Source organism: Pseudomonas sp. R38(2017) (assembly GCF_002112395.1).
In the GTDB taxonomy this organism is placed as follows: Bacteria; Pseudomonadota; Gammaproteobacteria; order Pseudomonadales; family Pseudomonadaceae; genus Aquipseudomonas.
Genome location: NZ_NEHN01000003.1, coordinates 573,571 through 600,345, shown reverse-complemented (window position 1 = coordinate 600,345; position 26,775 = coordinate 573,571). Strand labels below are relative to the sequence as shown.

Here is a 26,775-nt window from a genome sequence, read left to right as displayed (position 1 = left end):
CGGCCGTTGCGGCTTATAATCGCCGCCTTCAAACGCCCTGGCGCAGTTGTGCGCCCCGCGAACCGGATCCTGTCATGTTACGAATCACTGAACTCAAGCTGCCGATCGACCATCCCGACGAAGACCTGCGCGCCGCCATCGTGCAACGCCTGGGTATCGCCAGCGATGACCTGCTCGACTTCACCTTGTTCAAGCGCAGCTACGATGCACGCAAAAAGTCTTCCGAACTGTGCTTCATCTATACCATCGACCTCGAAGTGCGCGACGAGGCCAAGGTGCTGGGCAAGTTCGCCGATGACCGCAACGTCAACGTGGCGCCGGATGTCAGCTACAAATTCGTCGGCCAGGCGCCAAGCGACCTGAGCCAGCGTCCGATCGTGGTCGGTTTCGGCCCGTGCGGGATCTTCGCCGGCCTGCTGCTGGCGCAGATGGGCTTCAAGCCGATCATCCTCGAACGCGGCACCGAAGTGCGTCAGCGCACCAAGGACACTTGGGGCCTGTGGCGCAAAAGCGTGCTCAACCCCGAGTCCAACGTGCAGTTCGGCGAGGGCGGTGCAGGCACGTTCTCCGACGGCAAGCTGTACAGCCAGATCAAGGATCCGAAATTCCTCGGCCGTAAAGTCCTGCACGAGTTCGTCAAGGCCGGCGCGCCGGAAGAAATCCTCTACGTCAGCAAGCCGCACATCGGTACGTTCCGTCTGACCGGCATGGTCGAAACCATGCGTGAAGAGATCCGCGCCCTGGGCGGCGAAGTGCGCTTCCAGGAACGCGTCACCGACGTGCTGATCGAAGACGGCCAACTGGTCGGCGTCGAACTGGCCAGCGGCGAAACCCTGCATTCGAAACATGTGATTCTGGCCCTCGGCCACAGTGCCCGCGACACGTTCCGCATGCTCCACAGCCGTGGTGTGTTCATGGAAGCCAAACCGTTTTCGGTGGGTTTCCGCATCGAACACCCGCAATCGCTGATCGACCGCGCGCGACTGGGCAAATACGCCGGTCACCCGAAACTCGGCGCTGCCGACTACAAACTGGTGCACCACGCCAAGAATGGCCGTTCGGTCTACAGCTTCTGCATGTGCCCGGGCGGCACCGTGGTGGCGGCGACTTCCGAGCCGAACCGCGTGGTTACCAACGGCATGAGCCAGTATTCGCGTAACGAGCGCAACGCCAACTCCGGCATCGTCGTCGGCATCACCCCGGAAGTCGATTATCCGGGCGGTCCGCTGGCCGGGATCGAGTTGCAGGAGCGTCTGGAATCCCACGCCTTCATCCTCGGCGGCAGCGACTACAAGGCGCCGGCGCAACTGGTCGGCGACTTCATCAACGGCACGCCGTCCACCGAGCTGGGCGAGGTTGAGCCGTCGTACAAACCGGGCGTGGCATTGGGGGATCTGGCCCTGGCACTGCCGGACTTTGCCATCGAAGCAATTCGCGAAGCATTGCCGGCGTTCGAGAAGCAGATTCGCGGTTATTCGCTGCACGATGCGGTGCTGACCGGGATCGAGACGCGGACTTCGTCGCCGCTGCGGATCACGCGCAACGAGTCGCTGCAGAGCATGAACGTCAAAGGTCTGTTCCCGGCCGGTGAAGGCGCAGGTTATGCGGGCGGGATTCTGTCGGCGGGCGTTGACGGGATTCGTATCGCGGAAGCTGTGGCGCGTGACATCCTGGGCCTCGAGGCCTGATACGCCTAACCTGAAACGATGCAAAAAACTGTGGGAGCGAATTCGCTCCCACAGTCGTATTCGGCGTCAGATATTGGCGCGCAGAACCGAGGCCGGGAGCACTTCACCCTTCTCGGCACTCGCCGCCACGGCCGCCATCAATCCCTCCAGCTCATAGCCCTGCGCCTTGAGCCACGCCGGATCGTAATAGGTGTCCGCGTAGCGCTCGCCGCCATCGCACAGAATTGCCACGATCGACCCCGACTCCCCCGCCGCTTTCATCTGCTGCGCCGCCATCAGCGCGCCGATCAGGTTGGTGCCGCTCGACCCGCCCACATGCCGGCCCAGACGCTGCGCCAGGTAATGCATGGCCGCCAGCGACAAGGCATCCGGCACTTTGACCATCGCATCAATTACCTTCGGCAGGAACGAAGCTTCCACCCGTGGCCGGCCAATGCCTTCGATCCGCGAACCGTGGTCCAGACGCAGGCTGGCATCACCGGTCTGGTAAAAGTCAAAGAACACCGAACGCTCGGCATCGGCGCACAGCACGCGGGTGCAATGCTGGCGATAGCGCACGTAACGACCGAGCGTCGCAGTGGTGCCGCCGGTGCCGGGGCTGGAAATCAGCCACGCCGGGCATGGATGCTGCTCGTAGCGCATCTGCTGGAAGATCGACTCGGCGATGTTGTTGTTCGCCCGCCAGTCGGTGGCGCGTTCGGCGTAGGTGAACTGGTCGATGAAGTGCCCGTCATGCTCCCGGGCCAGACGCTCGGATTCGGCGTAGATCTGGGTCGGATCGTCCACCAGATGACTCTTGCCGCCATAGAAGGCGATCTGGGCAATCTTCTCCTTGGAGGTGGTCGCCGGCATTACCGCAATGAACGGCAACCCGAGCATCCGCGCAAAGTACGCTTCGGAAATCGCCGTCGAACCGCTGGACGCCTCGATCACCGGCGCGCCGGGCTTGAGCCAGCCGTTACACAACGCGTAGAGAAACAGCGAACGGGCCAGACGGTGCTTGAGGCTGCCGGTGGGATGGCTGGATTCGTCCTTGAAGTACAACTCGATACCCGGAAACCCCGGCAGCGGCAGGGGGATCAGGTGGGTGTCGGCGCTGCGCTGGAAGTCCGCTTCGATGATCCGGATGGCTTCGCGGGCCCACTGTCGGTTGTCGCTCATGGCTGTTGTTCTCGTTGAATCGGGCAGAAGTGCCTTCACAGGCTTAGCCCTCAAGCTTAGGAAAAATCCCACCGCACTGACAGATACAGCTGAGCTTCAATACCTTTGGCAACTGCTAGGCTCTGCTGCAGGTCTGGCAGGCGCCTTGCAACCATATATAACAAAAAAGAATATAACTTTTGTTTTAACAACTAACAGTACGGGTTAGGGTGTCCCACCTTTTGACTTTATCGATGGAGAGCGACCTTGCCTCTGCGTAGCACTTTCACGCGTTTCTTTCAGTTGGAAGCTGCCAGCGGTCTGTTACTGATCGCCGCGGCCATCCTGGCTCTAATCATCAACAACTCGCCGCTGTCGTGGCTGTACACCGGCCTGCTCGACACCCCGGTGGTCGCGCAGATCGGTGCGTTGAAAATCGCCAAACCCCTGCTGCTGTGGATCAACGACGGCCTGATGGCGCTGTTCTTCCTGCTCATCGGCCTGGAAGTGAAGCGCGAAGTGCTCGACGGCCAACTGTCGAAACCTTCACAGATCGTCCTGCCCGGCGCGGCGGCCATCGGCGGCATGCTGGTGCCGGCCCTGATCTACTGGTTCCTCAACCGCGACAACCCGGCCGCCCTTGATGGCTGGGCGATCCCCACCGCCACCGACATCGCCTTCGCCCTCGGCGTGCTGGCCTTGCTCGGCAAGCGGGTGCCGGTGTCGCTGAAGCTGTTCCTGATGACCCTGGCGATCATCGACGACCTTGGCGCCATCGTGATCATCGCGATCTTCTATTCCGGCGAACTCTCGACCCTGTCGCTGGGTCTGGCGGCCGCGTGCATTGCGGCGCTGGTGGCGATGAACCGGCTCGGGGTGGTCAAGCTCGGGCCGTACATGATCATCGGCCTGATCCTGTGGGTCTGCGTGCTCAAGAGCGGTGTCCATGCGACGCTGGCCGGCGTGACCCTCGCATTCTGCATCCCGCTGCGCACGAAAAACGCCGAGCCTTCGCCGCTGCTGACCCTGGAACACGCGCTGCACCCATGGGTGGCCTACGGCATCCTGCCGCTGTTCGCCTTCGCCAACGCCGGTTTGTCGCTGACCGGTGTGACCGCCGAAAGCTTCACCCACCACGTGCCGATGGGCATCGCCGTCGGCCTGCTGCTGGGCAAGACCATCGGCGTGTTCGGCCTGACCTGGCTCGCCGTGAAAACCGGCATCGCCGCCCTGCCCCAGAACGCCAATTGGGGCCAGGTGCTTGGCGTGGCGATCCTCTGCGGGATCGGCTTCACCATGAGCCTGTTTGTCGGCTCGCTGGCCTTCGTGCCGGGTGCCAGTGAATACGCCGGGATGGACCGGATGGGTATTCTCACCGGTTCGGTGTTCGCCGCATTGATCGGTTATGCGGTGACCTTGGCCGCGAGCAGAAAGAACACTGCGCTGCCTTCCTGATGCCGTAGCGAACAATCCCCACGTCTTTAGAGACGCGTCCTACAGCCACGATTTTCCTGCTTCGTTAACGTCGTGCAGCCCCTTTCGAGGGGCTGCCGATGCATGAACGAAAGGACAATAAGTGACTGGTCAAAAGGACTTTCCCCGGGTTCCCAACCCACCGGCAGGCGACGGGCATCACGTCACCTACCGCTACATGACGGCCACCGAGCTGGCCGATCAGGACGGGCGACAAAACAAATACGACGCCATGCTGGCGCGGCAGGAGGCTTTCGAGCGCAGCCGAGAGGTCGCGACGAACAAACCCGAGCCGGTGCGCGCCGGCTGCACGTTCGCCAAGTCGTGCAAGTTGCCGGACGCGATCATCGATTACGCGATTCCTTCGGGGATGGTGCCGACTGACAGCCTGAAAGATTACGGCGAGGTCGCCTGGCTCGGTGCTCGTGAAGTTGACGATGCAGGCCTGCTGAATCTTGAAACCATCAGCGGCAGCACGGTTTCACTCGAAATCGGCAGACTTGCACTCAGGGCACCGGCACTCGCGCTTCCAACGATCACGGCACTCGGGGCTGGCGGAGTTGCCTTACTCTCGGGCCTGGTCGCTGCGCTCTGGACGCCAACCCTCGGCGACAGCGCCCTCTACACCGAAGACCAGTTGCGCGTCCTCAAACAGGCTCGAACCCGCGTGCGCTTGCACGTCGAACAGCAGGCCGACGGCAGCCTCAAGGGTTACGGCTTCTACACCGGCAAGAACCGCGACTGGGAAATGGTCGATGTCGCGCAGTTCGCTGCTCGCGGTAACCGGTTTGTCGCAGACCTCGGCGAAGGCATCGAACTGATCTGGACGCCCGCCGTAGACGGCTCCGACATCCTCGGCATCCCCGCGCTGGAGGCCGCTCCGCAGGCACCGCATATCTGGGTGTACCCACCGACGAAAGCGGCGGACGGGATTCTGGTGAATCCGGTTTATCCGCCGGAGTATCGAGATTTCATATTGGTGTTTCCGGCAGGGTCGGGGGTTAAGCCGGTTTATATTGTTCTAAATGTACGCGGGCATGGCACAGCCAAGGCTGGTCACACCTACCACTCGCCCCCTGAAACAGACGAAATCACTGCGTTTCCAGGATTAAAGAGAGCAAAAAAGAAAACGCCGTACTCGGGTGGGCTCCGGGATCGCTGGACTGACGCAAAAGGTAGAACAATTTATGAATGGGACTTTCTTCACGGCGAACTTGAGGCCTATCGCGCGAGCGACGGTACTCATTTGGGTTCGTACGACCATAGAACCGGCAAGCAATTAGATCCCCCTAAAGGGAAAAAGCGAAGCATCAAAAAGTATTTGTGAGGGATTTATGGGATTGAAAGCCAGACTCGAATGGTATGACAAGGAAACCGAACTCGGCGTAGGAGAAGAATTAACAAAAGACTTCGGCGACGACGGCTCTGTAATCGAATCACTCGGTATGCCAATTGAAAACAATATAAACAACGGCGGGTTCGACGTGCTCTCACACTGGGTGAGTATTCTTCAACCGCACTTTAAGCACGTCATTGATTCATCTTCTTATGACTACCAAATCGCATTCGTCTATCGCGATCACTGGTAAACACCAAACAAAAAACCCCGACCAGTCACCTGATCGGGGTTTTCCTTTACCGCTCGTTCCCGCTTAGTGCGAAACGCGGCTGGTCCCGCCGACGGTCGAAATCCGTACGCGCTCGCCGACGCGGAACACTTCGTTCTCCTGCACTTGCTGCACATAGGCGCGCATGCTGCCGTCGTCTTCGCGCACGGTGATTTCAACACCTTGAGTACGGGTCAGGCCTTCTTCGGTAGCGGAACCGATCAGGCCGCCGGCCACGGCACCGATAACGGCTGCCACGATGCTGCCACGACCACCGCCGATGGCGCTGCCGCCGACACCGCCGACCACTGCACCGGCAGCGCCGCCGATCGGGGTCTTGGTGCCTTCGATTTTCACCGGACGCAGGGATTCGATGGTGCCCATGCGAATCGTCTGCACGCGACGCGCTTCGTCACGGGAGTAGGAGTCACCGGTCAGGCTCGATTGGCAGCCGGTAAGCAACATCGCCATCGTGGAAAAGGAAGCAACCAGCAGAACAGACTTACGCATAGGATCAACTCCAAAGGACAGGTATTCATTAAACTCCGCAGCTTGACGCCTGTCACGGCGCCGCCCGGATAAATTTGGTTTCATTCAGGCCCGGTACAGGGCCTCCACGAACTCACCCAACAGTAGCGCCAAAATACAGAGCTTGCGCCGCCGACCCCAAGGATTTTCATGGATTACTTCATCATTGTCGTCACAACCGTCGCCGGTTTGTACTTCCACTGGTGGTTGTACGTGCGGATCAAACGCTGGATGGACCGCGATCTGGCATTGTCGCTGGCCGGCAAGGATGAAGGCAAACGCGCCTACATGCTCGAACGTCTGGCGCAAGCCCGATCACAGAAGATCAGGCGTCGGGACTTGCCGAAGTGGCTTGAGGCCGCTGCGGCAGGCTATCCCGCTCGGTAGACTGCTTAAGGTGCCAGACGTTCAAGAATCCAGTCGGCGCCCTGCAAACGGTAGTTGAGGCGATCGTGCAGGCGGCTGGCGCGACCTTGCCAGAACTCGATGCGCTCCGGCAGCAAACGGTAACCGCCCCAGTGTTCCGGGCAGTCGGGCTGGGTGTCGGTGAAACGTTGCTCGGTAGCCTTGAGCAAATCTTCCAATTCACCCCGGCCGTTGATCACCCGGCTCTGCGGTGACGCCCACGCACCCAGACGGCTGCCCAGCGGACGCACTTGATAGTAGGCGTTGGACTCTTGCGGCGTGACCTTCACCACTCGCCCTTCGATGCGCACCTGACGCTCCAGGGTCGGCCAGAAGAACGTCATGGCCGCGAACGGATTCGCGGCCAGATGCTGGCCCTTGGCGCTTTCGTAGTTGGTGAAGAAGGTGAAGCCCTGCTCGTCCAGGCCCTTGAGCAGCAGAATGCGGCAGTGCGGACGCCCGTCCGCATCGACCGTGGCCAGGGTCATGGCGTTGGCCTCCACCGGCGCCTGTTCGGTTTTCACCGCGTCGGCGAACCACTGGTGGAACAGCGCAAAAGGCTCGACCGGGGCTTGCGCCTCGGTCAGGCCATCCCGGGTGTAATCACGACGCATATCTGCCAGAGCCTGGGTCATGGCGCATTCCTTTTCGTTAGCGGATCACTGTTTTGCCGCGTCGGTCGCCGCGACTTTCTTGTCGCTGGCAGCGGCTTTGGCTGGAGCGGTTTTCTTCGCCGCGGCCTTCTTCGCTGGAGCCTTGGCTGCAGCCTTCTTGGCCGGTGCCTTTTTGGTGGCCGGGACAGCGGCTTTCTTCGCGGCAGGTGCCGGAGTCACAGGCTTGGCGACTGGCTTGACGTCCTGGGCAGCGACCATGGTCACCGGCTTCGGTGCCGGCATGTTGTACTTGCTCAGCAACGCGACCATGGTGTTCTGCGGAGTTACCAGCAGTTCGACGCGACGGTTCAGGGCACGGCCTTCAACGCTGTCGTTGGCCGCACGCGGGGCATCGGCGCCCATGCCGCGCAGCATCAGGCGATCACGCTGCAAGCCGCTGAGGCGGAAGATTGCCGCCACCGACTGGGCACGTTCCTGGCTGAGTTTGGTGTTGTCTGCTGCGACACCGGCGTTGTCGCTGTGGCCCAGTACCAGGACCGCGGTTTTCGGGTCGGCTTCGAGGATCTTGGCGATATTGGTAAACGGGCTCAGGGTCACCGGCAGCAGCATGGCCGGGCGTTTCGGGTTGAACGAACCTTCAACCGGCGCGGTCACCACGAGGACGTTTTCACGGCGCTCGAATTGCAGGTTGCTGCCCTTGATCGCGTCACGCAGGCGTGGCTCGTAGTCGTCGAGCCAGGCCTGGGTCACTTTCGGGTCAGGCATCGGCACGGCTTTGGCGGTGTCCTGAGACTTGCCGCCGAACGGCCACCACCACTTGCTGCCGGTATCGGCATCAGCCTTGGCGACAACGGCAGGCGCGGCTTGCGGTTTGACTTCTGGCTTCACGTCGGCCTTGGCCTTGTCTGCCAAATCGTCGGAGCCGAACGGCCAGTACCAGTGGCTGCTGCTCTCGGTCTTGGCGACCGGGGCGGTAGCGGCGGGTTTCACCGGTGCGGGTGCAGGTGCCGGAGCCGGCTCCTTGGCCGCGACCTTGTCGGAGGAGCCGAACGGCCACCAGCTGCCGCCATCGGCGTCATTCTTCGGAGTCTGTGCACAACCGGTAATCGCGAAACACAGGGCCAGAGCGATAGTTTGTTTGGACGACATTGGAAACCCACAAAAATTAGTAATGGACAATCAGAGGACTTTCGCCCGGATAAACAGACGCTTTGAATCGAAAAGCCGATTGAGGTTCCGGCCCTGGAACCTCCAATAACGTTTTACAGACAAGTGGCAAGTACCCGCGCCAGCTTCTGCGCGCGCGGATCCATCAAGACGTACGGCCCCAGGGTATTTGTCACAAATCCGAAGGCCACATCGTGCTCCGGATCAGCAAAACCGATGGAACCGCCCGCCCCCGGATGCCCGAACGCCCGTGGACCGAGGCCGTAGGTGGCGTTCGGAACATCAGGTTGATCGAGCATGCAACCGAGACCGAACCGGGTGCGGGTCAGCAAGGTCTTGTCCTCGCCGAGGCTGTGCTCGCGGGTCAGCTCGTCGAGCATTTCGCTTTCCAGCAGGCTGCCGTCGAGCAGACCGGCGTAGAACCCGGCCAGGCTGCGCGCATTGCCGTGGCCGTTGGCCGCCGGCTGCTGCATGCGTCGCCATTCCGGTTTGTTGGTGCTGGTGAGCACCGACGGCGGATTGGTGAAGGCTCGGGTGGTCATGGCGGTGGGTTCACGCATGGTCACTTGCAGCAGGCGCTGGGCGGCGGCATCGCCGACGTTACCTTTGCCACGGGCTATATGCGCGACGCGGTAGAACTCTTCGTCGGCCAGGCCGACATGGAAATCCAGCCCCAGCGGTTTGGCGACTCGGGCCACAATGGATTCACCCGGCCCGCGACCGTCAGCCCGGCGCAGCAACTCGCCGACTAGCCAGCCGTAGGTGATCGCGGCATAACCGTGACCGGTGCCCGGCGTCCACCACGGCGCTTCGGCCGCGAGGGCGTCGACCATGGTTTGCCAGTCATACAAAGCTTCGGGGGCCAACAGTTCGCGCAGGGCCGGCAGGCCGGCCTGATGGCAGAGCAACTGGCGCAAAGTGACGTATTCCTTGCCGGCCGCAGCGAACTCCGGCCAGTAACGGGCGACCGGCGCATCGAGTTGCAACTTGCCTTCGGCCACCAGTTGCAGTGCGGTGACGGCGGTGAAGGTCTTGGTGCAGGAGAACAGGTTGGCGATGGTATCGCTGTGCCAGGCTTCGCTGCCGTCCTTGTCGGCGGTGCCGGCCCAGAGGTCGAGGACGGTTTCCCCGCCGACCCGGATGCACAACGCGGCGCCACGTTCCTGGGGATCGTCGAACAGTGCGGCGAAGGCTTCGCGCACCGCTTCGAATTGAAGCTCGTAATGTCCCTGAATCTGCACCCGCAACTCCCCCGCGAAAACGCTCTACAAAGTGGCCCGCATTGTTCCAGCCCTTGAGGGTTTTGGGAACAGCGGCGGGCCGGGCGGTCCTGCCTTAATGACCGTTGCCGGAGTGCCCGCCGGTATGGCCGGCGCCCTGCCCCGGGCCTTTGCCGGCCTCGCCTTTGCGCCCACCTTCGGTTTCGTGACCGGCCTTGTCCGCTGCCGCAGCAGCCTTCGTGGCCTCTTTGCCAAGCTGATCGATCGTCGCCAGATTGCTCTTGCGCACGGTTTCGACGAAACCCTGGTAAGGCAGATCAGTCACACCGACCAGACCGAAGTGACCGTTTTCACCATCGAGCAGACGCCCGGTCACCGGTTGGTCGAGGTACTGGAACCAGTGCACGCCGACAATCGACGGCTCGCTCAGCGCCTGCTTGAGGAAGTTGGCGTAGGCCGGGCCACGATCCTCTTCCTTGTTCAACGGCGTCACGCCGCCCCAGAACGGGCCGCGATCGGTCGAACCGAAGTTGAACTCGGTGATCAGCACCGGTTTGTCGAGGCTGCGCAGGGCGGCGAAGTCATAACCGTCCTGCGGTTTCAGGGTGTACATGTTGAAGCTCAGCACGTCGCAATACTGCGCGCAGGAGGCCACCGCTTCCGGGGTGCTGATGGCGAAGCGACCGCCCAGCAGCAACTGGTTCGGCGCGTGCCATTTCAGCGAATCGGAAATGGTCTTGAAGTAAGTGTCGGCGAAGACCTTCTGGAAGTATTTGAAGTCAGCCTCGATTTCCGGGTGTTCCGGATTCGGCAGCGGTGCCTCGAACCCCGGGTCTTCCATCAATTCCCACGCCGGCAGATCGATACCCCAGGCCTTCGACAGCCCCGCCTGATTGCGGTACTTGTCGCGCAACTGCTTGAGGAACGCACGCTTGGCCGGTACATCGGTGGTCATTTTCAAGGTGCCGTAGGCCAGTGCGTAACGCGACTTCGGATCATCACCGGGACCGGCCCAGGCCAGTTCGTTGTCGGCGAAGTAGCCGATCAGCCATGGATCGTCGCGATGATCACGGGCGGCAATCGCCACAGCGCGCTCGGTGGCCATGGCGAAACGCGGATCGAACGGGTCAGGCATGCCGCCCCACCAGTCGTTGCCGGTGCTGATGCTGGTGTAATCGCCGACGATCGATAGCGGCAAGGTGTACGGCACGCGCTCGGCGTCGCCCAGTTGCGATGCGCTCCAGTTGCCGACGGTGTTGAAGCCCCAGGCCTGCAGGCGGTCGAGGGTATGGACGGTCCACTTCTGCTCGTCGATGGCGGCCTTGCATGGCGCAGCAGGCGCTTTCTCGGTCGCAGCCGGAGTCGCACAAGGCTCGCCGTATAGGCGCTGCAGGTTGGCGCCATAGAAGTCGTACCAGCGTCCGTTGCCGTAGCCACGGCCCTGACCGGCCCCGTTGCCACCACGGTTGTCGCCTTCGCCGAAGTGACGGGCCAGTGGCTCGTCGGGTTTCGGCAGGGACTCGAACATGTACTCGCGCCCGGCCACGTAGGTCTGGTTGACCTCGGGGCTGACGGTGTTTACGCCCAGCGAATAGAACGGATGGCCCTCCGGCGTCACCAGATACCAGCGACCGTCGAGTTTTTCGGTGCGGAAGAAGCCGCTGGCCTTGAACGTCGGGCCTTTGCTCAAGCCGCCGAACTTGTCCAGCGACGACTTCTCACGTTCGGCCAGCCAGGTTTTCAGCTGTTGCTGTTCCCTGGCGGCGGCGGATTTCAGCTGTTCATCATTGGCGACTTTCTCCGGCCATTTGCTGCGGGTCGACTGACCGTAGGCATCCACCAGATTGCCGTAGGCGGCTTTGATCACCTCGCCCTCGTCCTGCACGCCAAAGCGCTCCAGCAACAGGCTTTGCGCGGCTTTCGGCTGGTCCATCGACAGGCTGACGGATACCACCTGGCTGCGATCCAGTTCACCGGAGCTGCTGGCCAGCAGGATGCGCTGCCCGTCGATGGTCATCGGCATCAGTGGTCCGGCCTTCATGCCCTGGCTCAGCGGCGAAGTGGCGGTCAACGGCACGAGCAAGGTCTGCGCCGGTCCGGCCGGCAGATCAACGCGGCTGACCAGGGTCTTGCCGTCGTTGCTCTGGATCTGTACATAAACGGTCACCGCCCAGTTCATCGCACTCTGGATGCGCAGGCTCATCATCCCGGACTGCGACCAATCCCAGGCACCGGTCTGCGGGGTCAGGCGCAAGGTCGGACGCGCCACCGGGTTGAAAGTCACCCGTCGCAACACTTCGCCCTCGGGGGTCTGCTCGGCGTTGGCTTGTGGCAGGTCGGCGTTTTCGGTCGCCACTTTCACCACGTCGGCGGGGCGGACAAAGTTGAACAAGGTCTGCTGCCCGGCAGGTGCCGCCAGCAAAGGCGCAGCGAAAACCAGGGCAAAAAAGGCAGGCAACGAACGACGAATCATGAGAACGGATTTCTCCCTAACGACCAGCAATGGCCAATGGAAAAGCGATGTCGTAGAGATAGACAACGCGGCGGGCAAAACTGCCCACCGATGTCTCAGGATATTTCACGACGGAAAGGAGGCAACGCATTGAGGATCGCCTTGCCGTAGCGCTGGGTGACCAGCCGCCGGTCCAGCAAGGTGATGGTGCCGCGGTCTTCTTCGGTACGCAGCAGACGGCCACAGGCCTGAACCAGCTTCAGCGAGGCATCGGGCACCGAAATTTCCATGAACGGATTGCCGCCCCGGGCTTCGATCCATTCCGACAATGCGGCTTCGACCGGATCGTCCGGCACCGAGAACGGAATCTTGGCGATCACCACGTGCTCGCAATAGGCCCCCGGCAAGTCCACCCCTTCGGCGAAACTGGCCAGACCGAACAGAACGCTGGAATCACCGCCATCGACCCGCGCCTTGTGCTTGTTCAGGGTTTCCTGTTTCGAAAGGTTGCCTTGAATGAACACTTGCTTGCGCCAGTCGCGGTCGAGACCGTCGAACACATCCTGCATCTGTTTGCGCGATGAGAACAGCACCAGACTGCCTCGCGAGCCTTCGACCAGCTCCGGCAAATCGCGGATGATCGCGGCAGTGTGGGCGGCGGCATCACGCGGATCGGCTTTCAGGTCCGGCACCCGCAACACACCGGCATCGGCGTGATGGAACGGGCTCGGCACCACGGCGGTGACGGCTTTTTTCGGCAGGCCGGCACGCATGCGGAAACGATCGAACGTACCGAGCGCGGTCAACGTCGCCGAGGTCACCAGACAGCCATAGGCCACGTTCCACAGACTGCGGCGCAGGGTTTCGGCGGCGAGGATCGGGCTGGCGTTGACCTCGATGTCGAACAGCGAACCGCTTTCGGCCAGGGTCAGCCAGCGGGCCATCGGCGGGCTGTCTTCCGGGTCTTCGGCGGTGAACGCGGTCCACAGCTCCCAGTTGCCGGACGCACGGGACAACAGGCTGCCGAACAGTGGATACCATTCTTCGGCCTGGTTGCTGGCGATGCCGATGTTGACCTCGCCGTCCATGCCTTCCTTGAGCAGATCGGTCAGACGGGTAAACAGGTCGTTGAGACGTGAGTAGCCTTTTTTCAGCTCGATGCCCATCTCGCGCATGTGCTCGGGAATTACCCCGCCAACGAAGCGATGACGCGGGCGCTCGCGGCCTTCGACATCTTCGCCGGGCTTGAAATCGGCGATCTGTTCGCAGGCGGTGAACATGAACTGCTGCTGGGTCTTGATCTCCCGCGCCAGCTCCGGCACTTGCTCGATCAGCTTGCCGAGGTCGCCCGGCAGCGGATGCTGGGCCAGCAGTTTGGTGAGATTCTTGGCGGTGGTTTCCAGCCAGTCAGCAGTTGAGCGCAGGCGCGTGTAGTGGGCGAAGTGGCCGATGGCCTTGTCCGGTAGGTGATGGCCTTCGTCGAACACGTAAATGGTGTCGCGCGGATCGGGCAGCACCGCCCCGCCGCCCAGCGCCAGGTCGGCCAGCACCATGTCGTGGTTGGTGACGATCACGTCGACCTTGCCCATGCCTTCGCGGGCCTTGTAGAAGGCGCACTGGCCGAAGTTCGGGCAATGACGGTTGGTGCACTGGCTGTGATCGGTGGTCAGGCGTGCCCAATCGGCGTCTTCCAATGCGTTGGGCCAGCTGTCACGGTCACCGTCCCATTTATTGCCGGCGAGCTTTTCGATCATGCTGGTAAACAGCTTCTGACTGGCCTCATCGACCTCGATCTTGAAGCCTTCTTCTTCGAACAACTGAGCGGTGGCGGTCTGTGCATGACCTTCCTGCAACAGCATGTCGAGCTTGGACAGGCACATGTAGCGGCCACGGCCCTTGGCCAGGGCGAAGCTGAAGTTCAGCCCGCTGTTGCGCATCAGGTCGGGCAAGTCCTTGTAGACGATCTGCTCTTGCAGGGCGACGGTCGCGGTGGCGATCACCAGGCGTTTGCCGGCCAGTTTGGCGGTCGGGATCGCGGCCAGGCTGTAGGCCACAGTCTTGCCGGTACCGGTGCCGGCTTCTACCGCGACAATCGCGGGGTCGCCACTGCGCCGGCCTTCGTCGTCGGTGTCGATATCCCCGAGGACCTTGGCGACTTCAGCGATCATCAGGCGCTGGCCGTAACGCGGCTTTAGGCTCTTGGCCTCTAGAAAACGCGAGTAGGCGCCCTGGATCGTGGTTTTGAGTTCAGTGCTGATCATTGAGTGTCGGGCGCAAAAAACGCTGGATAAATTTTCAGTGGTTCGGTTCGGCGGCTATCATACCCCGCTAATCAGTCCCGCGCAGAACGGAGTACCCCAATGACACCTTTTAGCCTCGTTTACCCGCTGCATGTCCTCTCCGCCCTGGTGTGGGTCGGCGGCATGTTTTTCGCCTGGATGGTGCTGCGCCCGGCGGCCGTGAAGGCTCTGGACGGCCCCGGCCGACTGACCCTGTGGGTGGAAGTGTTTCAAGGTTTTTTCCGCTGGGTGTGGGGCGCGGTGATTCTGCTGCCGGTGACCGGGGTGGGCATGTTGCATCTGCAGCACATCGGGTTCGAGACAGCGCCGAAGTACGTTCAGGTGATGATGGGTTTGTACCTCGTGATGACGGCGCTGTTCATCCGGATTCAGGGCTTGATGCTGCCGGAGTTGCGCACAGCGGTTGAAGCGAAGGACTGGCCGGCCGGTGCGGCGGTACTGGGGCGGATTCGCAAGGTCGTGGGGTTCAATCTGTTGGTCGGGCTGGTACTGGTAGCGATTGCCGCAGCGCGGCCGTCGTTCTGAAGTGATGTCGATCGTTCCCACTCAGTGGGAACGATCGGACAGGGAACGGCTTACAGGCGCTGAACGGTGACAGACCCCGCCGCCCCTGCAGGCCCCGGCTGACCATCAGCCCCAGGCTTGCCGCTCTTGCCGCCATCGGCGCGATACACCAGGCAACCCTTGGACTTGCCGCCCGCCCCCGGTTTGCCGCCAGGCCCCGCCGGGCCACCGGCACCACCGGCGACTTCAACCTTGATCAGCTCGGCCGGAAACTCACGAGGCACTTCCAGTCGCACCAGCGCGCCCGGCGCTCCCGGCTGGCCATTGCTGCCGTCACTGCCGTCGAAACCGTGTCCGGCCTGCCCCCAGGTGCAGCCCGGTTCCTGACCGTTGGCCCCGTCGAGCCCGACAAAGCCCGGTGCACCGGTGCCGCCACGTGCATCGACGATCAGTTGCGGTGCATTCAACGCCTTGAATTGCAGATTCAGGTTACGTCCGGCACGGGCCGCTTTTTCATAGGTTCCCGGCGCGCCGCGAGCGGTGATGCGGCTGCCTTCGGCAAGCGCGGCGCGGGTGACTTTCAGATCCAGCGCCGCTTCGCCCGGCACGATGGCGATACGCGCTTCGCGGCCCAACTGCAACTCGCCGACGCTCAACTCAGTCACGTTCGAGGGCACCAGCAAAGTGCCGTAATCGGCGACCACCAGTTTTTCCAGTTGCAGGGTGCTGGTGGTGTTGGGCAAACGCATCAGGGAATTGGGCTCGACATTCACTACCTGGGCACAGGCCAGGGGACTGATGAATGCAGCGAGCAGGCAGAGTTTACGCATGGGAAGCCTCCGGAGCGGCCGGGGCCGGGATGGTTTGCAGGTGGAAAACGCCGAACAGCAGGACACGGCCACGATCACGCCACGGGTGCGGCCGACCTTTGAGGCTGGCGCTGCACAGCAGCACTTCAAGGACGTGGACGGCCAGCAGCAGGATGCCAGCCAGATTGACCAGCAGATGCAACGGATGAACAAACGGCACCAGCTGATTGGCCAGTACCACGCAGCAGAACACCAGGGTCAACAATCGCCCCAGGCCACAGAACACCTTCATACGCTCCCCCGTGTTGCGAATTATTCTTTGGGCGCACAGTAACGGCTTCCGTACGGGATAAGCCAGAGGGTCAAATAAAAAAGTTCCGGGCACTCGTCGGATGGCTGCCGGTTCGACGATGGTCGTCGACCGACAGCTCTAGCCTGCGGACTACAGAAGAGTCCTAGCGATTGATGTGCAGTTCCACGCGACGGTTTTGCGCGCGCCCTTCTTCGGTCTCGTTGTCGGCGACCGGTTCACGCTCGCCACGCCCTTCACTGGTGAGTTTTTCCGGCGCCAGCCCCTGGCTCAGCAGGTAGGCCGCCACACTGCTTGCACGTCGCTCCGACAGGGCCTGGTTGTAGGCATCGGTGCCCTTGCTGTCGGTGTGGCCGATCACCTTGGTGCTCACCACGTCGGCATTGCGCAGTTTGTCCATCAGCGCATCGAGCTGGCTTTTCGCGGCCGGGGTCAGGTCGGACTTGTCGAACGCGAACAGCACGTTGCCGGCATCGCTCAGGGTGATGACTTCGGATTGCGGGGCCGGTTCGGCCGGTTTCTCGGTGACCGGGTATTGCGGCAGCGGACAGCCGCGATGGTCGACAGGGGTGTTGGCCGGGGTGTCAGGACAACGGTCGCGACGGTCGAACACGCCATCGCCGTCTTCGTCGCCATCCTGGGCATAACAGATCAGCCCGCCGGTGAGGATACCCAGTGCCGCACCGCCTGCGGCCCAGCCACCGTTTTCAATGGCGCCGAGCCCGCCGCCGACCAGCCCGCCAATGACGCTGCAGATCGGCCAGGTACGTTGATTGAGGGGGGCAGTGCCATCGCTGTGGGTAGCGCAGCCGGTCAACAGGCTGCCTGCCAGCAGCACCGGTAAGACGGACCGTGAGAGAACACTCATATGAAAGCTCCTGTGTCACCGGCCCATACCGGTTACACAGGAGTAAAGACCCGCATCCGCGACTGCACAAGCCGCGGATGCGAGGGGGCTAGCGTTCGATTTTGATTTCCGTGCGACGGTTCAGCGCACGGCCATCGGCGGTTTTGTTGTCCGCCACTGGCTGGCTTTCACCGGCACCGGTCACCGAAACGAAGCTGGAACGTGGCACACCGTCATGGATCAGGTATTCCACCACCGAATGCGCCCGACGATCCGACAGTTTTTTGTTGTAGGCATCACTGCCCACGCTGTCGGTATGACCGGTCACGGTCAGCCGCGCTGTGCTCGATTCCTGTTTCAGGCGCGTGGCGACCTTATCGAGTACCAGCTTGTCGGAAGGCGTCAGGGTGGCCTTGTCGAACTGGAAGTGCACATCGCGGATGACGATGGTTTCTTCCTTGACCACTACAGCTTCTTCAACCACGGGTGCAGGGGCCGGGAATGGGCAGCCGTCTGCGTCGACCTTGGTGCCGCGAGGCGTGTGCGGGCACTTGTCGCGACTGTCCGGCACACCGTCGCCGTCTTCATCGCCATCGCCATGCACCCAGCAATAGGCTGCCGCCGTACCGCCAACGAGTAATGCGCCATAGCCTGCCCATGCAGAGCTTTCCGTCGCGCCGAGACCCGCACCGACGACACCGCCGACTGCCGCACAGGTCGGCCAGTCGGTTTTCTGCAAACCTGCGCAACCAGTCAACACACTGGTTAGCAGAACCAAGGGTAATGCTGTCCGAACTATGCTCATCTAGTTTTCTCCTGAGGGATCGGCTTAGAACCGATTCAGGGAGTAAAGACCGGAGTTTTAATCTCCGCCAGCAATAGGCCAACGCTGTTTGCGAGCGTGTTCACAGGACTTCGAGGCATTTGCCGCAAACCCGCAGAACAGAGATCTAGGCCTCGACGCTCGGGCAGGCTAGTCTTGGCGATCTGATTGAGGAGCTTCGATGAACGTCGCGATTTCTTCCCGCACGCCACAGCAGGCGCTGGCCGCTCTGCTCGACCGCTACGCCCCGGCACGTCTGCTGCTGATCGGCGCCAGCGAATTTCCGGCGCTAGCCGCTTTCAAGGATGCACATCCGGACACTTGCGTCGCCCACGCCGCGCCCGGCGCCTTGCCGGCGGACCTGGCCGCACAGCGCTTCGATCTAGCGCTGGTGGTCGATTGCCTGGAGCATTTGCCCAAACGTGATGGCCTGAATCTGCTCGGCGGGATCCGTAACCTCAACGCCAGCCGCATCGCCGTGCTGGCCGACCTGCCGGCCAGCGGCTGGCAGGAAACCGATTTCTATTCTCTGGCTCTGCAGGCCAGCGAACGCTTCGCCCGGGATGAGCAGGTGCTGACCCTGTTCACCTATGATCTGCTTGACTACAAACAAGTCCCCGACTGGCTCAACTCACGGTTCTGGGCCAATCCGGAAAACTTCGGGAAATACTGGTGGTAATGCAATGAGTACAGCCATTTGCCCTTGCGGCAGCGGCAACCTGCTGGATGCCTGCTGCGGCCATTATCACGCCGGCCACCCGGCACCGTGCGCCGAAGCCCTGATGCGTTCGCGCTACAGCGCCTACGTGCTGGGCCTGATCGATTATCTGGTGGCGACCACTCTGCCCGCCCAGCAGACAGGGCTCGATCGCCAGTCGATCAGCGCCTGGAGCGCCTCGAGCACCTGGCTCGGGCTCGATGTCGAAAGTTCGGAAGTCTTCGGCGGCCAGCCGGAACACGCCTTCGTCACCTTCACCGCGCGCTGGCATGACAGTCAGGGTGAGCACAGCCACCGCGAGCGCTCTTCGTTCGTACAGAACGGCGGGCGCTGGTACTTCATCGACCCGAGCGTGCAACTCAAACTGGGGCGCAACGACGCCTGCCCGTGCGCCAGCGGCCAGAAGTTCAAGAAATGCTGTGCGGGGTATTTCGGCAGCTAAGGCTAGACTGGGCAGCAAAGGGAGTTAAACCATGCTCGGTCATTGGCGCACATTTCAGGTCCTCTCACTGCTCGTGTTTCTGGGGCTCGCCGGCTGCGCGTCCTGGTTCAGCGACGACTCCCTCGACCCCGCCGTGCACCTGGTGAAAGTCGAAGTGGTGCGCGCCAGGCTGCTGGAACAGAAATTCATCCTGCACTTTCGCATCGACAATCCCAATGACAGCGAGCTGACCGTGCGCGGCCTGGAATACCGCGTACACCTGGCGGACATGCTGCTGGCCGAAGGCGAGCATGAGCACTGGATCACCGTCGGGGCCAAAAGCAGTGCTTTCTATAAGGTGCCGATCCGTACCAACCTGTGGCCGAAGGTCAAGGACGTGGTGAAAATGCTGAAGAATCCGCACCAGCAGGTTCCCTACCGACTGCAGGGCGAGATGGAAACCGGTTTATTCATCGCTCACTACGTGCACCTGGAACGCAATGGCGTGATAATCCCCGCCGATTTGATTACGGAGTGACCCCGATGACCCAGCAACCTCATGTCCATGGCCCAGACTGCAACCACGATCATGACCATCACCATGATCACGACCATGGCCATGTCCACGGCCCGAACTGCGGCCACGCCCACCAGGAGCCGGTGCGCAACGCCCTTAAAGACGTCGGCCGCAACGACCCTTGCCCGTGCGGCAACGGCAAAAAATTCAAGAAGTGCCACGGCGCTTGATGTTTCGGGCGGACTTTCGTTTCGCCCGATAGATCGCTATCGCGGGCCAGCTCGCGATAGCACCCTCCTCCGCAGCTTTCAGCCTGCTGCCAGAACCTGCTCGGTATCGACCACCGTCGCATACTCCCCATGCAGATTCCCCAGCGACATGGCATGCACCTCTTCAGCCGTACGCAACGTACCGAAGTAATCAGCCTTGTCGAAGGTAAAGCACGCATCCTCCGCCACCCACGCCTCGAACCCCAGGTTGCCCGCCGTGCGCGCCGTGGACTCCACCGAGTTGTTGGTCGCCACGCCGACAATGACCAGTTGTCCGATCCCGGCTTCACGCAACTTCACTTCAAGCTTTGTTGCACAAAACGCATCCGGCACCTGTTTCTGGATCAGCCATTCGCCGTCATGCGGCAAAAACCTGTCCTGAAATTCCACCCCTGACTGCTCTGGCCAGAACACTGATTCCGGCGAGCGCGACAGATGTTGCACATGAATCACCGGCCGCCCGCTGCGCCGCCAGAAACCCAGCAAATCGAGGATCCGCTCTTCGGCCGACGGATTATTCCGCCGCCCCAGACGCGGCTCCAGAATGCCTTTTTGCTGGTCGATGATGATCAGTGCAGCGTTGGCCTGAAGCTCCATGGCGATTTTTCTCACGCGGGGTCATTGAATTTCCCGTACTTGAGCATCACCTCCTGTCACTAAGCAAGCTATCGAACGCACACAGGACAACCTGAAGCCGGCGTTTGCTGTCCGTACCCTTCCTGATTTGGAGCTTTCCATGATCGACCTGTATTACTGGACCACGCCCAACGGCCACAAGATTTCCCTGTTCCTCGAAGAGGCCGGCCTGCACTACAACGTGCACCCGATCAACATCAGCCAGGGCGAGCAGTTCCAGCCACACTTCCTGAAAATCGCGCCGAACAATCGCATCCCGGCGATCGTCGATCATGAGCCGGCTGATGGCGGCGAGCCATTGTCGCTGTTCGAGTCCGGGGCGATTCTGTTGTACCTCGCCGAGAAGACCGGGAAGTTCCTGCCCAAGGATCTGCGTGGCCGTCAGGTGGCGCTGCAATGGCTGTTCTGGCAAATGGGCGGGCTGGGGCCGATGGCCGGGCAGAACCATCATTTCAGCCAGTTCGCCCCGGAAAAAATCCCCTACGCGATCAAGCGCTACATCGATGAAACTGCGCGCTTGTACGGGGTTTTGGACAAGCAACTGGCCAACCATGAGTTCGTCGCCGGCAGCGAATACAGCATCGCTGACATGGCGATCTACCCGTGGATCGTCTCCCACAAATGGCAGAGCCAGAACCTGGAAGACTTCCCGAACGTGCAGCGCTGGTTCAACCACATCAAGGATCGCCCGGCGACCGTGAAGGCCTACGCGCTCGTACAGAAGATCAATCCGCCGAAGGCTTGAGTCACCCGGCCTGATCGTTCCCGTGCGCGGGAACGATCAACGGGAAGAAATAACCGCTTGCCCCGCTTGCGCGGCCCCCTCCTGCTCACTAACGTAGCGGCTTTATTGCGCCCCCAGCCTCTACACCCCCGCAGGAGCTTTGCCATGGCCTCGCCAGCCCTTTCACATTTTCTTCCCCGGTTCGGCGTTGCCGCAGCAGTGACCGGTGTCTTGAGCCTCTCCGGTTGCCAGACCTGGAACGCACAGGACACCCTCCCGCCAACCTCCGGCGTGCAGCCGCTCAAGGGCCTGGCGCAAAACGTTTCGGTACGCCGCAATGCCATGGGCATGCCGCTGATCGAAAGCAACAGTTTCCACGACGCCTTGTTCGCCCTCGGTTATGTGCACGCCAGCGACCGCATCAATCAGATGGTCACCCTGCGCCTGCTGGCCCAGGGGCGTCTGGCGGAAATGTCCGGCGCGTCGATGCTCGACGCCGACCGCTACATGCGCGCCGTCAACCTGAAGAAAAGCGCTGGCGAGCTGTACAAGGCGTCGTCGCCACGGCTCAAGCGCTTCTTCGAAGTCTATGCGCGGGGCGTCAACGCCTACCTGTTCCGCTACGCCGACAAGTTGCCGGGGGATCTGGCCTCCAGCGGCTACAAGCCTGAATACTGGAAACCGGAAGATTCGGCGCTGATTTTCTGCCTGCTGAACTTCAGCCAGTCGGCCAACCTGCCGGAAGAAATCGCTTCGCTGGTGCTGGCGCAGACCGTCACCACCGACAAGCTCGCCTGGCTGACCCCGTCCGCCCCCGACGAAAACCTGCCGCTGGCCGAAGCCGACAAACTGCAAGGCATCAAGCTCAACGGGCAGATTCCGGGCCTGAGCGAGCTAAGCAACGCCAGCGAACAACTGGCGGCGATGAACCTGCTCGGCGCCAGCACTTCGAACAACTGGGCGATTGCCCCGCAACGCAGCCGCAGCGGCAAAAGCCTGCTGGCCAGCGACAGCCACGGCCCGCTGGCCGCACCGTCGCTGTGGAGTTTCGTGCAGATTCACGCACCAAAATATCAGGCCGCCGGCGTGACCGTGGCCGGTCTGCCGATGGTGCTCGGTGGCTTCAACGGCAAAGTGGCGTGGAGCGCGACCAGCGTGTTCGGGGACAACCAGGACCTGTTCCTGGAAAAAATCCGACGCCAGGGCAGCAGCCTGAGCTACGAGGTCAACGGCAAATGGCAACCGCTGGGCGTGCGCAACGAAACCTACTTCGTCAAAGGCCAGCGGCCGATTCGTGAAGCGGTGTACGAAACCCGCCACGGTGCGCTGCTCAACAGTGCCCAAGCCGCTGCTCAAGGCGCAGGTTTCGGCCTGGCCTTGCAGACGCCGAGCTTCACCGACGACAAATCCCTCGATGCGTTTTTCGATCTGAGCCGCGCGCAAACCGCTGAACGCGCCTCGGACGCCAGCCGGGAAATTCGCGCCATCGCGCTGAACCTGGTGTTTGCCGACGCCAGCAATATCGGCTGGCAGGTCACCGGGCGCTTCCCGAACCGCCGCGAAGGAGAAGGCCTGCTGCCGTCGCCGGGCTGGGAAGGTCGATACGACTGGGACGGTTACGCCGACCCGATGCTGCACCCCTACGATCAGGACCCGGCGCAGGGCTGGCTCGGCACCGCCAACCAGCGCGTCATCCCTCACGGCTACGGTATGCAGTTGTCCAATTCCTGGGCCGCGCCGGAGCGTGGCGAGCGCCTCGCGGAACTGGCCGGCAGTGGCAAACAGGACGGTCGCAGCATGATCGCCATGCAATACGACCAGACCACCACCTTCGCCGCCAAGCTGAAGAAAATGTTCGAAGCCCCGGGCATGGCGCAGCCGCTGAAACAGGCGATCGACGCCCTGCCGGAAGCCGACCGCAGCAAGGCCCGCGAGGCCTACACCCGCTTGATGGCGTTCGACGGCAAGCTCAGCCCGACCTCCGCCGATGCGGCGATCTACGAGTTGTTCCTGCAGGAAAGCATGAAGCAGATCTTCCTCGACGAACTCGGCCCGCAAAGCAGCCCGGCGTGGAAAGCGTTTATCGCCAATGGCGATCTGTCCTACTCGGCACAAGCCGACCACCTGCTGGGCCGTGAGGACAGTCCGTTCTGGGACGACGCCCGCACCCCGCAGAAAGAAGACAAACCGGCCATCCTCGCCCGCAGCCTCGCGGCAGCGATCAGCGCCGGCGACAGCCAACTGGGTGGCGACCGCAAAGCCTGGCAGTGGGGCAAACTGCACCGCTACGAGTGGAAGAATGCCAACGGCCAGACCGTTCGCGGTCCGATCGCAGCGGGCGGTGACCACACCACTCTGAACACGGCGGCGTTTGCCTGGGGTCAGGACTTCAACACCACCCGGGCGCCGTCGATGCGTTTCATCGTCGACTTCAGCCAGAGCGAACCGCTGATGGGCCAGAACGGCACGGGGCAATCGGGTAACCCGGCCAGTCCGAACTACCTCAACGGGATCGATCCATGGCTGAAGGGCCAGTACATCGGCTTGCCGATGCAGCCGCAGAACTTTGAGCGGGTGTATGGCAAGACGCGGTTGACCCTCACTCCCGGCAAGTAAGCGCGATCCCCTTGTGGGAACCAGTCTTCTGGCTCCCACAAGGGTTTTGTGATGACCCGATAAAACAATCGAACTTCTGACTTCACGCCAACCTCATAGCTAACAAGTCCCTCCATTCCGGTAACGCCATGGACCTTGTTATCGCCCGCCCCGAAGGCCTGTACTGCCCCGCCGGGGATTTCTACATTGATCCGTGGCGCCCGGTCGAACGTGCGGTGATCACTCATGCCCACGGCGATCACGCCCGCACCGGCAACGCACACTATCTGGCCGCCAGCGCCGGCGAAGGCATTCTGCGTGCGCGCCTGGGTCAGGACATCAACCTGCAAACACTTGAGTACGGTCAACGCCTGAATCACCACGGCGTCACCTTGAGCTTTCACCCCGCCGGACATGTGCTGGGCTCGGCTCAGGTGCGGCTCGAATACGGGGGAGAAGTCTGGGTTGCGTCCGGTGACTACAAGATCGAACCCGACGGCACCTGCGCGCCGTTCGAACCAGTGCGCTGCCACACCTTCATCACCGAATCGACCTTCGGCCTGCCGATCTACCGCTGGCAGCCGCAAGCGCAAGTATTCAGCGAGATAAACCAGTGGTGGCAGGCGAATATCGAGGCCGGCAAAACCAGCGTGCTGTTCTGCTATTCCTTCGGCAAGGCCCAGCGCATCCTCCACGGTATCGACGAAACCCTGGGCCCGATCCTCAGCCATGGCGCGGTGGAACCGCTGAACCGGGTCTATCGCGAGGCCGGCGTGTACCTGCCACCGACGATCTACGCCGGCGACGTTAAGAAAAACGATCCGCTGATGCGTCAGGCGCTGGTCATCGCCCCGCCTTCGGCCGGTGGCAGCAGCTGGATGCGGCGTTTCGGCGATTACAGCGACAGCTTCGCCAGCGGCTGGATGCGTCTGCGCGGCACCCGCCGGCGGCGCGGCGTGGATCGCGGTTTCGTGCTCTCCGATCACGCCGACTGGCCCGGCCTGTTGTGGGCCATCGAACAGACCGGTGCCGAACGGGTGATGGTCACGCACGGCTCGATCAGCGTGCTGGTCCGGCACCTGCGCGAAAAAGGCCTGGACGCTCAAGGCTTCAACACCGAATACGGCGATGATGAACAGGACAACCTCGCCGTCGAACCTACCGTTGCCGAGGTGCAACCATGAAGGACTTCGCCGGGTTGTACGCCGAACTCGACGCCACCACTTCCAGTAATGCGAAACTGGCAGCCATGCAGGCCTACTTCGCCCAGGCGGAACCACAAGATGCCGCGTGGGCGGTGTACTTTTTGTCCGGCGGGCGACCACGGCAACTGGTGCCCGTACGGATTCTGCGCGAACTCGCCGTCGAAGTGTCCGGGCTCACGCCATGGCTGTTCGAGGAGAGCTATCAAGCGGTCGGTGATCTGGCGGAAACCATTTCGCTGGTATTGCCGGAAAGCCCGCACACCTCCGAAGCCGGCCTCGCCGAATGGATCGAGCAAAAGCTGTTGCCGCTGCGTGGTGAAACCCCGGAATACCTTGCTCGTCAGTTACCGGCGCTGTGGGCGCAACTCGACCGGCCGAGCCTGATGCTGTGCATCAAACTGATCACCGGCAGTTTTCGGGTCGGCGTGTCCAAATTGCTGGTGACCCGCGCCCTGGCCTCAATGGCCGGACTGGACAGCAAACGCGTGGCGCAACGGCTGGTGGGTTACACCGACCTGTCCAACCGGCCGAACGCCGCCAGCTACCTGAAACTGATCGCCCCCGAATCCAGCGATGAGCACTCTCAGCGCGGCGGCCAGCCTTATCCGTTCTTTCTCGCCCACGGATTGTCACAACCGGTCGAACAGTTCGAAGCCCTGCTCGGCCCGGCCAGTAACTGGCAAGTTGAATGGAAGTGGGACGGCATCCGCGCACAGGTGGTCAAGCGTGACGGGCGGCTTTGGATCTGGTCACGTGGCGAAGAACTGGTGACCGAGCGCTTTCCCGAACTCGACTCGCTGGTTGAGGGTTTGCCTGACGGCACGGTGATCGACGGCGAAATCGTAGTCTGGAAAAACACCCGGCCTGACGCCGAAGCCTTTGATCCAGATTCGACAGCGCCACCGGCGGTACAACCCTTCGCCATGCTCCAGCAACGGATCGGTCGCAAGACCCTGGACAAAAAGATCCTCGAAGATGTGCCTGTGGTCGTCCTCGCCTATGACTTGCTGGAATGGCAAGGTGAGGACTGGCGCAGCCAGCCCCAATCCCGACGCCGCGAACAGCTGGAGCGCGTCATCGCACAGTGCAATAACCCGTTGCTGCTACCCTCCCCTGTGCTGACCGGCAGCGACTGGCTCGACCTCGCCCGCCAGCGCGAAGCCTCTCGACGACTGGGCGTCGAGGGCATGATGCTCAAGGCCCGGGACGCGATGTACGGCGTCGGTCGCACCAAGGACATGGGGGTGTGGTGGAAATGGAAGGTCGACCCGTTCAGCGTCGACGCGGTGCTGATCTACGCCCAGCGCGGCCATGGCCGGCGCGCCAGCCTTTACAGCGATTACACCTTTGCGGTGTGGGACGGCCCGCCCGGCGCCAGCCCGCGCGCACTGGTGCCCTTCGCCAAGGCCTATTCCGGGCTCACGGACGCGGAAATGCGCGAAGTCGACAGCATCGTGCGCAAGACCACCGTGGAAAAATTCGGCCCGGTCAGCAGCGTGACGCCCAGCCTGGTGTTCGAACTGGGTTTTGAAGGCATCGCCCTGTCGCGCCGGCACAAGAGCGGCATCGCCGTGCGCTTTCCGCGCATGCTGCGCTGGCGTCAGGACAAGACCGTCGACGAAGCGGACAGTCTGGCGACCTTGCAGGATCTACTGGCCTGATTCCTGTCCCCCGAAACCCCTTCCTGCGCTTAAAAGGTGCAACGCTTTTACTGTGCCCGTTTTCGGGCACTTTTCCTGCTGCGCCCTCACTTCCTACACCTTTTAAAACACTTGTTCGGGACTCTGGTTCGGAAATTGCTAC

The 26,775-nt window shown here is 62.1% G+C and carries 26 protein-coding genes; 14 read left to right on the top strand and 12 right to left on the bottom strand.

From position 1 onward, the window contains the following. Window positions 1-74: 74 nt before the first annotated feature. Window positions 75-1,688, top strand: a complete 1,614-nt coding sequence (locus CAF87_RS09620) for an NAD(P)/FAD-dependent oxidoreductase (RefSeq protein ID WP_085729908.1) — start codon at window positions 75-77, stop codon at window positions 1,686-1,688. Between the two features lie 66 nt (window positions 1,689-1,754). Here CAF87_RS09620 and CAF87_RS09615 read toward each other — a convergent pair whose 3' ends face one another. After that, on the bottom strand, window positions 1,755-2,849 hold the full coding sequence (locus tag CAF87_RS09615) for a PLP-dependent cysteine synthase family protein (protein ID WP_085729907.1): 1,095 nt from the start codon (window positions 2,847-2,849) through the stop codon (window positions 1,755-1,757). A 246-nt stretch (window positions 2,850-3,095) separates the two neighbouring features. Between CAF87_RS09615 and nhaA the strand changes: the two genes are divergently transcribed. From nhaA to CAF87_RS09600, 3 genes are all read left to right on the top strand, one after another. After that, complete coding sequence (gene nhaA, locus CAF87_RS09610) at window positions 3,096-4,283, top strand: Na+/H+ antiporter NhaA (RefSeq protein WP_085729906.1); 1,188 nt, start codon at window positions 3,096-3,098, stop codon at window positions 4,281-4,283. A 121-nt stretch (window positions 4,284-4,404) separates the two neighbouring features. Then, window positions 4,405-5,628: an S-type pyocin domain-containing protein gene (locus CAF87_RS09605; RefSeq protein WP_085729905.1), complete on the top strand. Its 1,224-nt coding sequence runs from the start codon at window positions 4,405-4,407 to the stop codon at window positions 5,626-5,628. A 7-nt stretch (window positions 5,629-5,635) separates the two neighbouring features. After that, window positions 5,636-5,890 carry a colicin E3-like toxin immunity protein gene (locus CAF87_RS09600; protein WP_085729904.1) on the top strand — a complete coding sequence of 85 codons (255 nt, stop codon included), beginning with the start codon at window positions 5,636-5,638 and terminating at the stop codon, window positions 5,888-5,890. Between the two features lie 63 nt (window positions 5,891-5,953). On the opposite strand, the gene CAF87_RS09595 is transcribed toward CAF87_RS09600, so the two are convergent. Beyond that, the gene (locus CAF87_RS09595; RefSeq protein WP_024776354.1) at window positions 5,954-6,418 is read right to left on the bottom strand and encodes a glycine zipper 2TM domain-containing protein; all 465 of its coding nucleotides are present in this window, start codon (window positions 6,416-6,418) and stop codon (window positions 5,954-5,956) included. 168 nt (window positions 6,419-6,586) lie between these two features. Here CAF87_RS09595 and CAF87_RS09590 point away from each other — a divergent pair, with 168 nt between their 5' ends. Beyond that, window positions 6,587-6,823, top strand: coding sequence for a hypothetical protein (locus CAF87_RS09590; protein ID WP_085712943.1), 237 nt, complete (start codon window positions 6,587-6,589; stop codon window positions 6,821-6,823). A gap of 5 nt (window positions 6,824-6,828) precedes the next feature. Here the strand turns inward: CAF87_RS09590 and pdxH are convergent, their stop codons facing one another. From pdxH to dinG, 5 genes are all read right to left on the bottom strand, one after another. Further along, on the bottom strand, window positions 6,829-7,476 hold the full coding sequence (gene pdxH / locus CAF87_RS09585; RefSeq protein WP_085729903.1) for a pyridoxamine 5'-phosphate oxidase: 648 nt from the start codon (window positions 7,474-7,476) through the stop codon (window positions 6,829-6,831). A 24-nt stretch (window positions 7,477-7,500) separates the two neighbouring features. Further along, window positions 7,501-8,604, bottom strand: coding sequence for an OmpA family protein (locus CAF87_RS09580; RefSeq protein ID WP_085729902.1), 1,104 nt, complete (start codon window positions 8,602-8,604; stop codon window positions 7,501-7,503). A 113-nt stretch (window positions 8,605-8,717) separates the two neighbouring features. After that, window positions 8,718-9,863, bottom strand: a complete 1,146-nt coding sequence (locus tag CAF87_RS09575) for a serine hydrolase domain-containing protein (protein WP_085729901.1) — start codon at window positions 9,861-9,863, stop codon at window positions 8,718-8,720. Between the two features lie 94 nt (window positions 9,864-9,957). Continuing rightward, window positions 9,958-12,315, bottom strand: coding sequence for a beta-galactosidase (locus CAF87_RS09570; RefSeq protein WP_085729900.1), 2,358 nt, complete (start codon window positions 12,313-12,315; stop codon window positions 9,958-9,960). A gap of 95 nt (window positions 12,316-12,410) precedes the next feature. Further along, window positions 12,411-14,555: an ATP-dependent DNA helicase DinG gene (gene dinG, locus CAF87_RS09565; protein WP_047292082.1), complete on the bottom strand. Its 2,145-nt coding sequence runs from the start codon at window positions 14,553-14,555 to the stop codon at window positions 12,411-12,413. Window positions 14,556-14,654: 99 nt separating this feature from the next. On the opposite strand from dinG, the gene CAF87_RS09560 reads away from it, so the two are divergent. Then, the gene (locus CAF87_RS09560; protein ID WP_085729899.1) at window positions 14,655-15,119 is read left to right on the top strand and encodes a CopD family protein; all 465 of its coding nucleotides are present in this window, start codon (window positions 14,655-14,657) and stop codon (window positions 15,117-15,119) included. Window positions 15,120-15,169: 50 nt separating this feature from the next. Here CAF87_RS09560 and CAF87_RS09555 read toward each other — a convergent pair whose 3' ends face one another. From CAF87_RS09555 to CAF87_RS09540, 4 genes are all read right to left on the bottom strand, one after another. Next, window positions 15,170-15,928, bottom strand: a complete 759-nt coding sequence (locus CAF87_RS09555; RefSeq protein ID WP_085729898.1) for a collagen pro alpha-chain precursor — start codon at window positions 15,926-15,928, stop codon at window positions 15,170-15,172. Continuing rightward, complete coding sequence (locus CAF87_RS09550; RefSeq protein WP_085729897.1) at window positions 15,921-16,199, bottom strand: DUF1145 domain-containing protein; 279 nt, start codon at window positions 16,197-16,199, stop codon at window positions 15,921-15,923. Before CAF87_RS09550 ends, CAF87_RS09555 begins: the two co-directional genes overlap by 8 nt. A 163-nt stretch (window positions 16,200-16,362) precedes the next feature. Next, the gene (locus tag CAF87_RS09545) at window positions 16,363-17,085 is read right to left on the bottom strand and encodes an OmpA family protein (RefSeq protein WP_085729896.1); all 723 of its coding nucleotides are present in this window, start codon (window positions 17,083-17,085) and stop codon (window positions 16,363-16,365) included. An 88-nt stretch (window positions 17,086-17,173) separates the two neighbouring features. Next, a complete protein-coding gene (locus tag CAF87_RS09540; RefSeq protein WP_085712933.1) occupies window positions 17,174-17,869 on the bottom strand; it encodes an OmpA family protein in 696 nt (231 codons plus the stop codon). Window positions 17,870-18,068: 199 nt separating this feature from the next. Here CAF87_RS09540 and CAF87_RS09535 point away from each other — a divergent pair, with 199 nt between their 5' ends. The 4 genes from CAF87_RS09535 to CAF87_RS09520 are packed head-to-tail and all read left to right on the top strand — an operon-like array spanning window position 18,069 to window position 19,773. After that, window positions 18,069-18,566, top strand: coding sequence for a DUF6231 family protein (locus tag CAF87_RS09535; protein ID WP_065261926.1), 498 nt, complete (start codon window positions 18,069-18,071; stop codon window positions 18,564-18,566). 4 nt (window positions 18,567-18,570) lie between these two features. Beyond that, window positions 18,571-19,047 carry a YchJ family protein gene (locus CAF87_RS09530; protein WP_085729895.1) on the top strand — a complete coding sequence of 159 codons (477 nt, stop codon included), beginning with the start codon at window positions 18,571-18,573 and terminating at the stop codon, window positions 19,045-19,047. 31 nt (window positions 19,048-19,078) lie between these two features. Continuing rightward, window positions 19,079-19,564 carry an LEA type 2 family protein gene (locus tag CAF87_RS09525; protein WP_085729894.1) on the top strand — a complete coding sequence of 162 codons (486 nt, stop codon included), beginning with the start codon at window positions 19,079-19,081 and terminating at the stop codon, window positions 19,562-19,564. 5 nt (window positions 19,565-19,569) lie between these two features. After that, a complete protein-coding gene (locus CAF87_RS09520; protein WP_003198420.1) occupies window positions 19,570-19,773 on the top strand; it encodes an SEC-C metal-binding domain-containing protein in 204 nt (67 codons plus the stop codon). A gap of 78 nt (window positions 19,774-19,851) precedes the next feature. On the opposite strand, the gene CAF87_RS09515 is transcribed toward CAF87_RS09520, so the two are convergent. After that, window positions 19,852-20,409 carry a cysteine hydrolase family protein gene (locus CAF87_RS09515; RefSeq protein WP_085729893.1) on the bottom strand — a complete coding sequence of 186 codons (558 nt, stop codon included), beginning with the start codon at window positions 20,407-20,409 and terminating at the stop codon, window positions 19,852-19,854. Between the two features lie 139 nt (window positions 20,410-20,548). Here CAF87_RS09515 and CAF87_RS09510 point away from each other — a divergent pair, with 139 nt between their 5' ends. From CAF87_RS09510 to CAF87_RS09495, 4 genes are all read left to right on the top strand, one after another. Continuing rightward, on the top strand, window positions 20,549-21,193 hold the full coding sequence (locus CAF87_RS09510; protein WP_085729892.1) for a glutathione binding-like protein: 645 nt from the start codon (window positions 20,549-20,551) through the stop codon (window positions 21,191-21,193). A 144-nt stretch (window positions 21,194-21,337) separates the two neighbouring features. Beyond that, window positions 21,338-23,788 (top strand): penicillin acylase family protein, encoded by a 2,451-nt coding sequence (locus tag CAF87_RS09505; RefSeq protein WP_085729891.1) that lies wholly within the window; start codon window positions 21,338-21,340, stop codon window positions 23,786-23,788. Window positions 23,789-23,916: 128 nt separating this feature from the next. Then, complete coding sequence (locus tag CAF87_RS09500; RefSeq protein ID WP_085729890.1) at window positions 23,917-24,951, top strand: ligase-associated DNA damage response exonuclease; 1,035 nt, start codon at window positions 23,917-23,919, stop codon at window positions 24,949-24,951. Then, the gene (locus tag CAF87_RS09495) at window positions 24,948-26,633 is read left to right on the top strand and encodes an ATP-dependent DNA ligase (protein WP_085729889.1); all 1,686 of its coding nucleotides are present in this window, start codon (window positions 24,948-24,950) and stop codon (window positions 26,631-26,633) included. Before CAF87_RS09500 ends, CAF87_RS09495 begins: the two co-directional genes overlap by 4 nt. The last annotated feature ends 142 nt before the right edge of the window (window positions 26,634-26,775 follow it).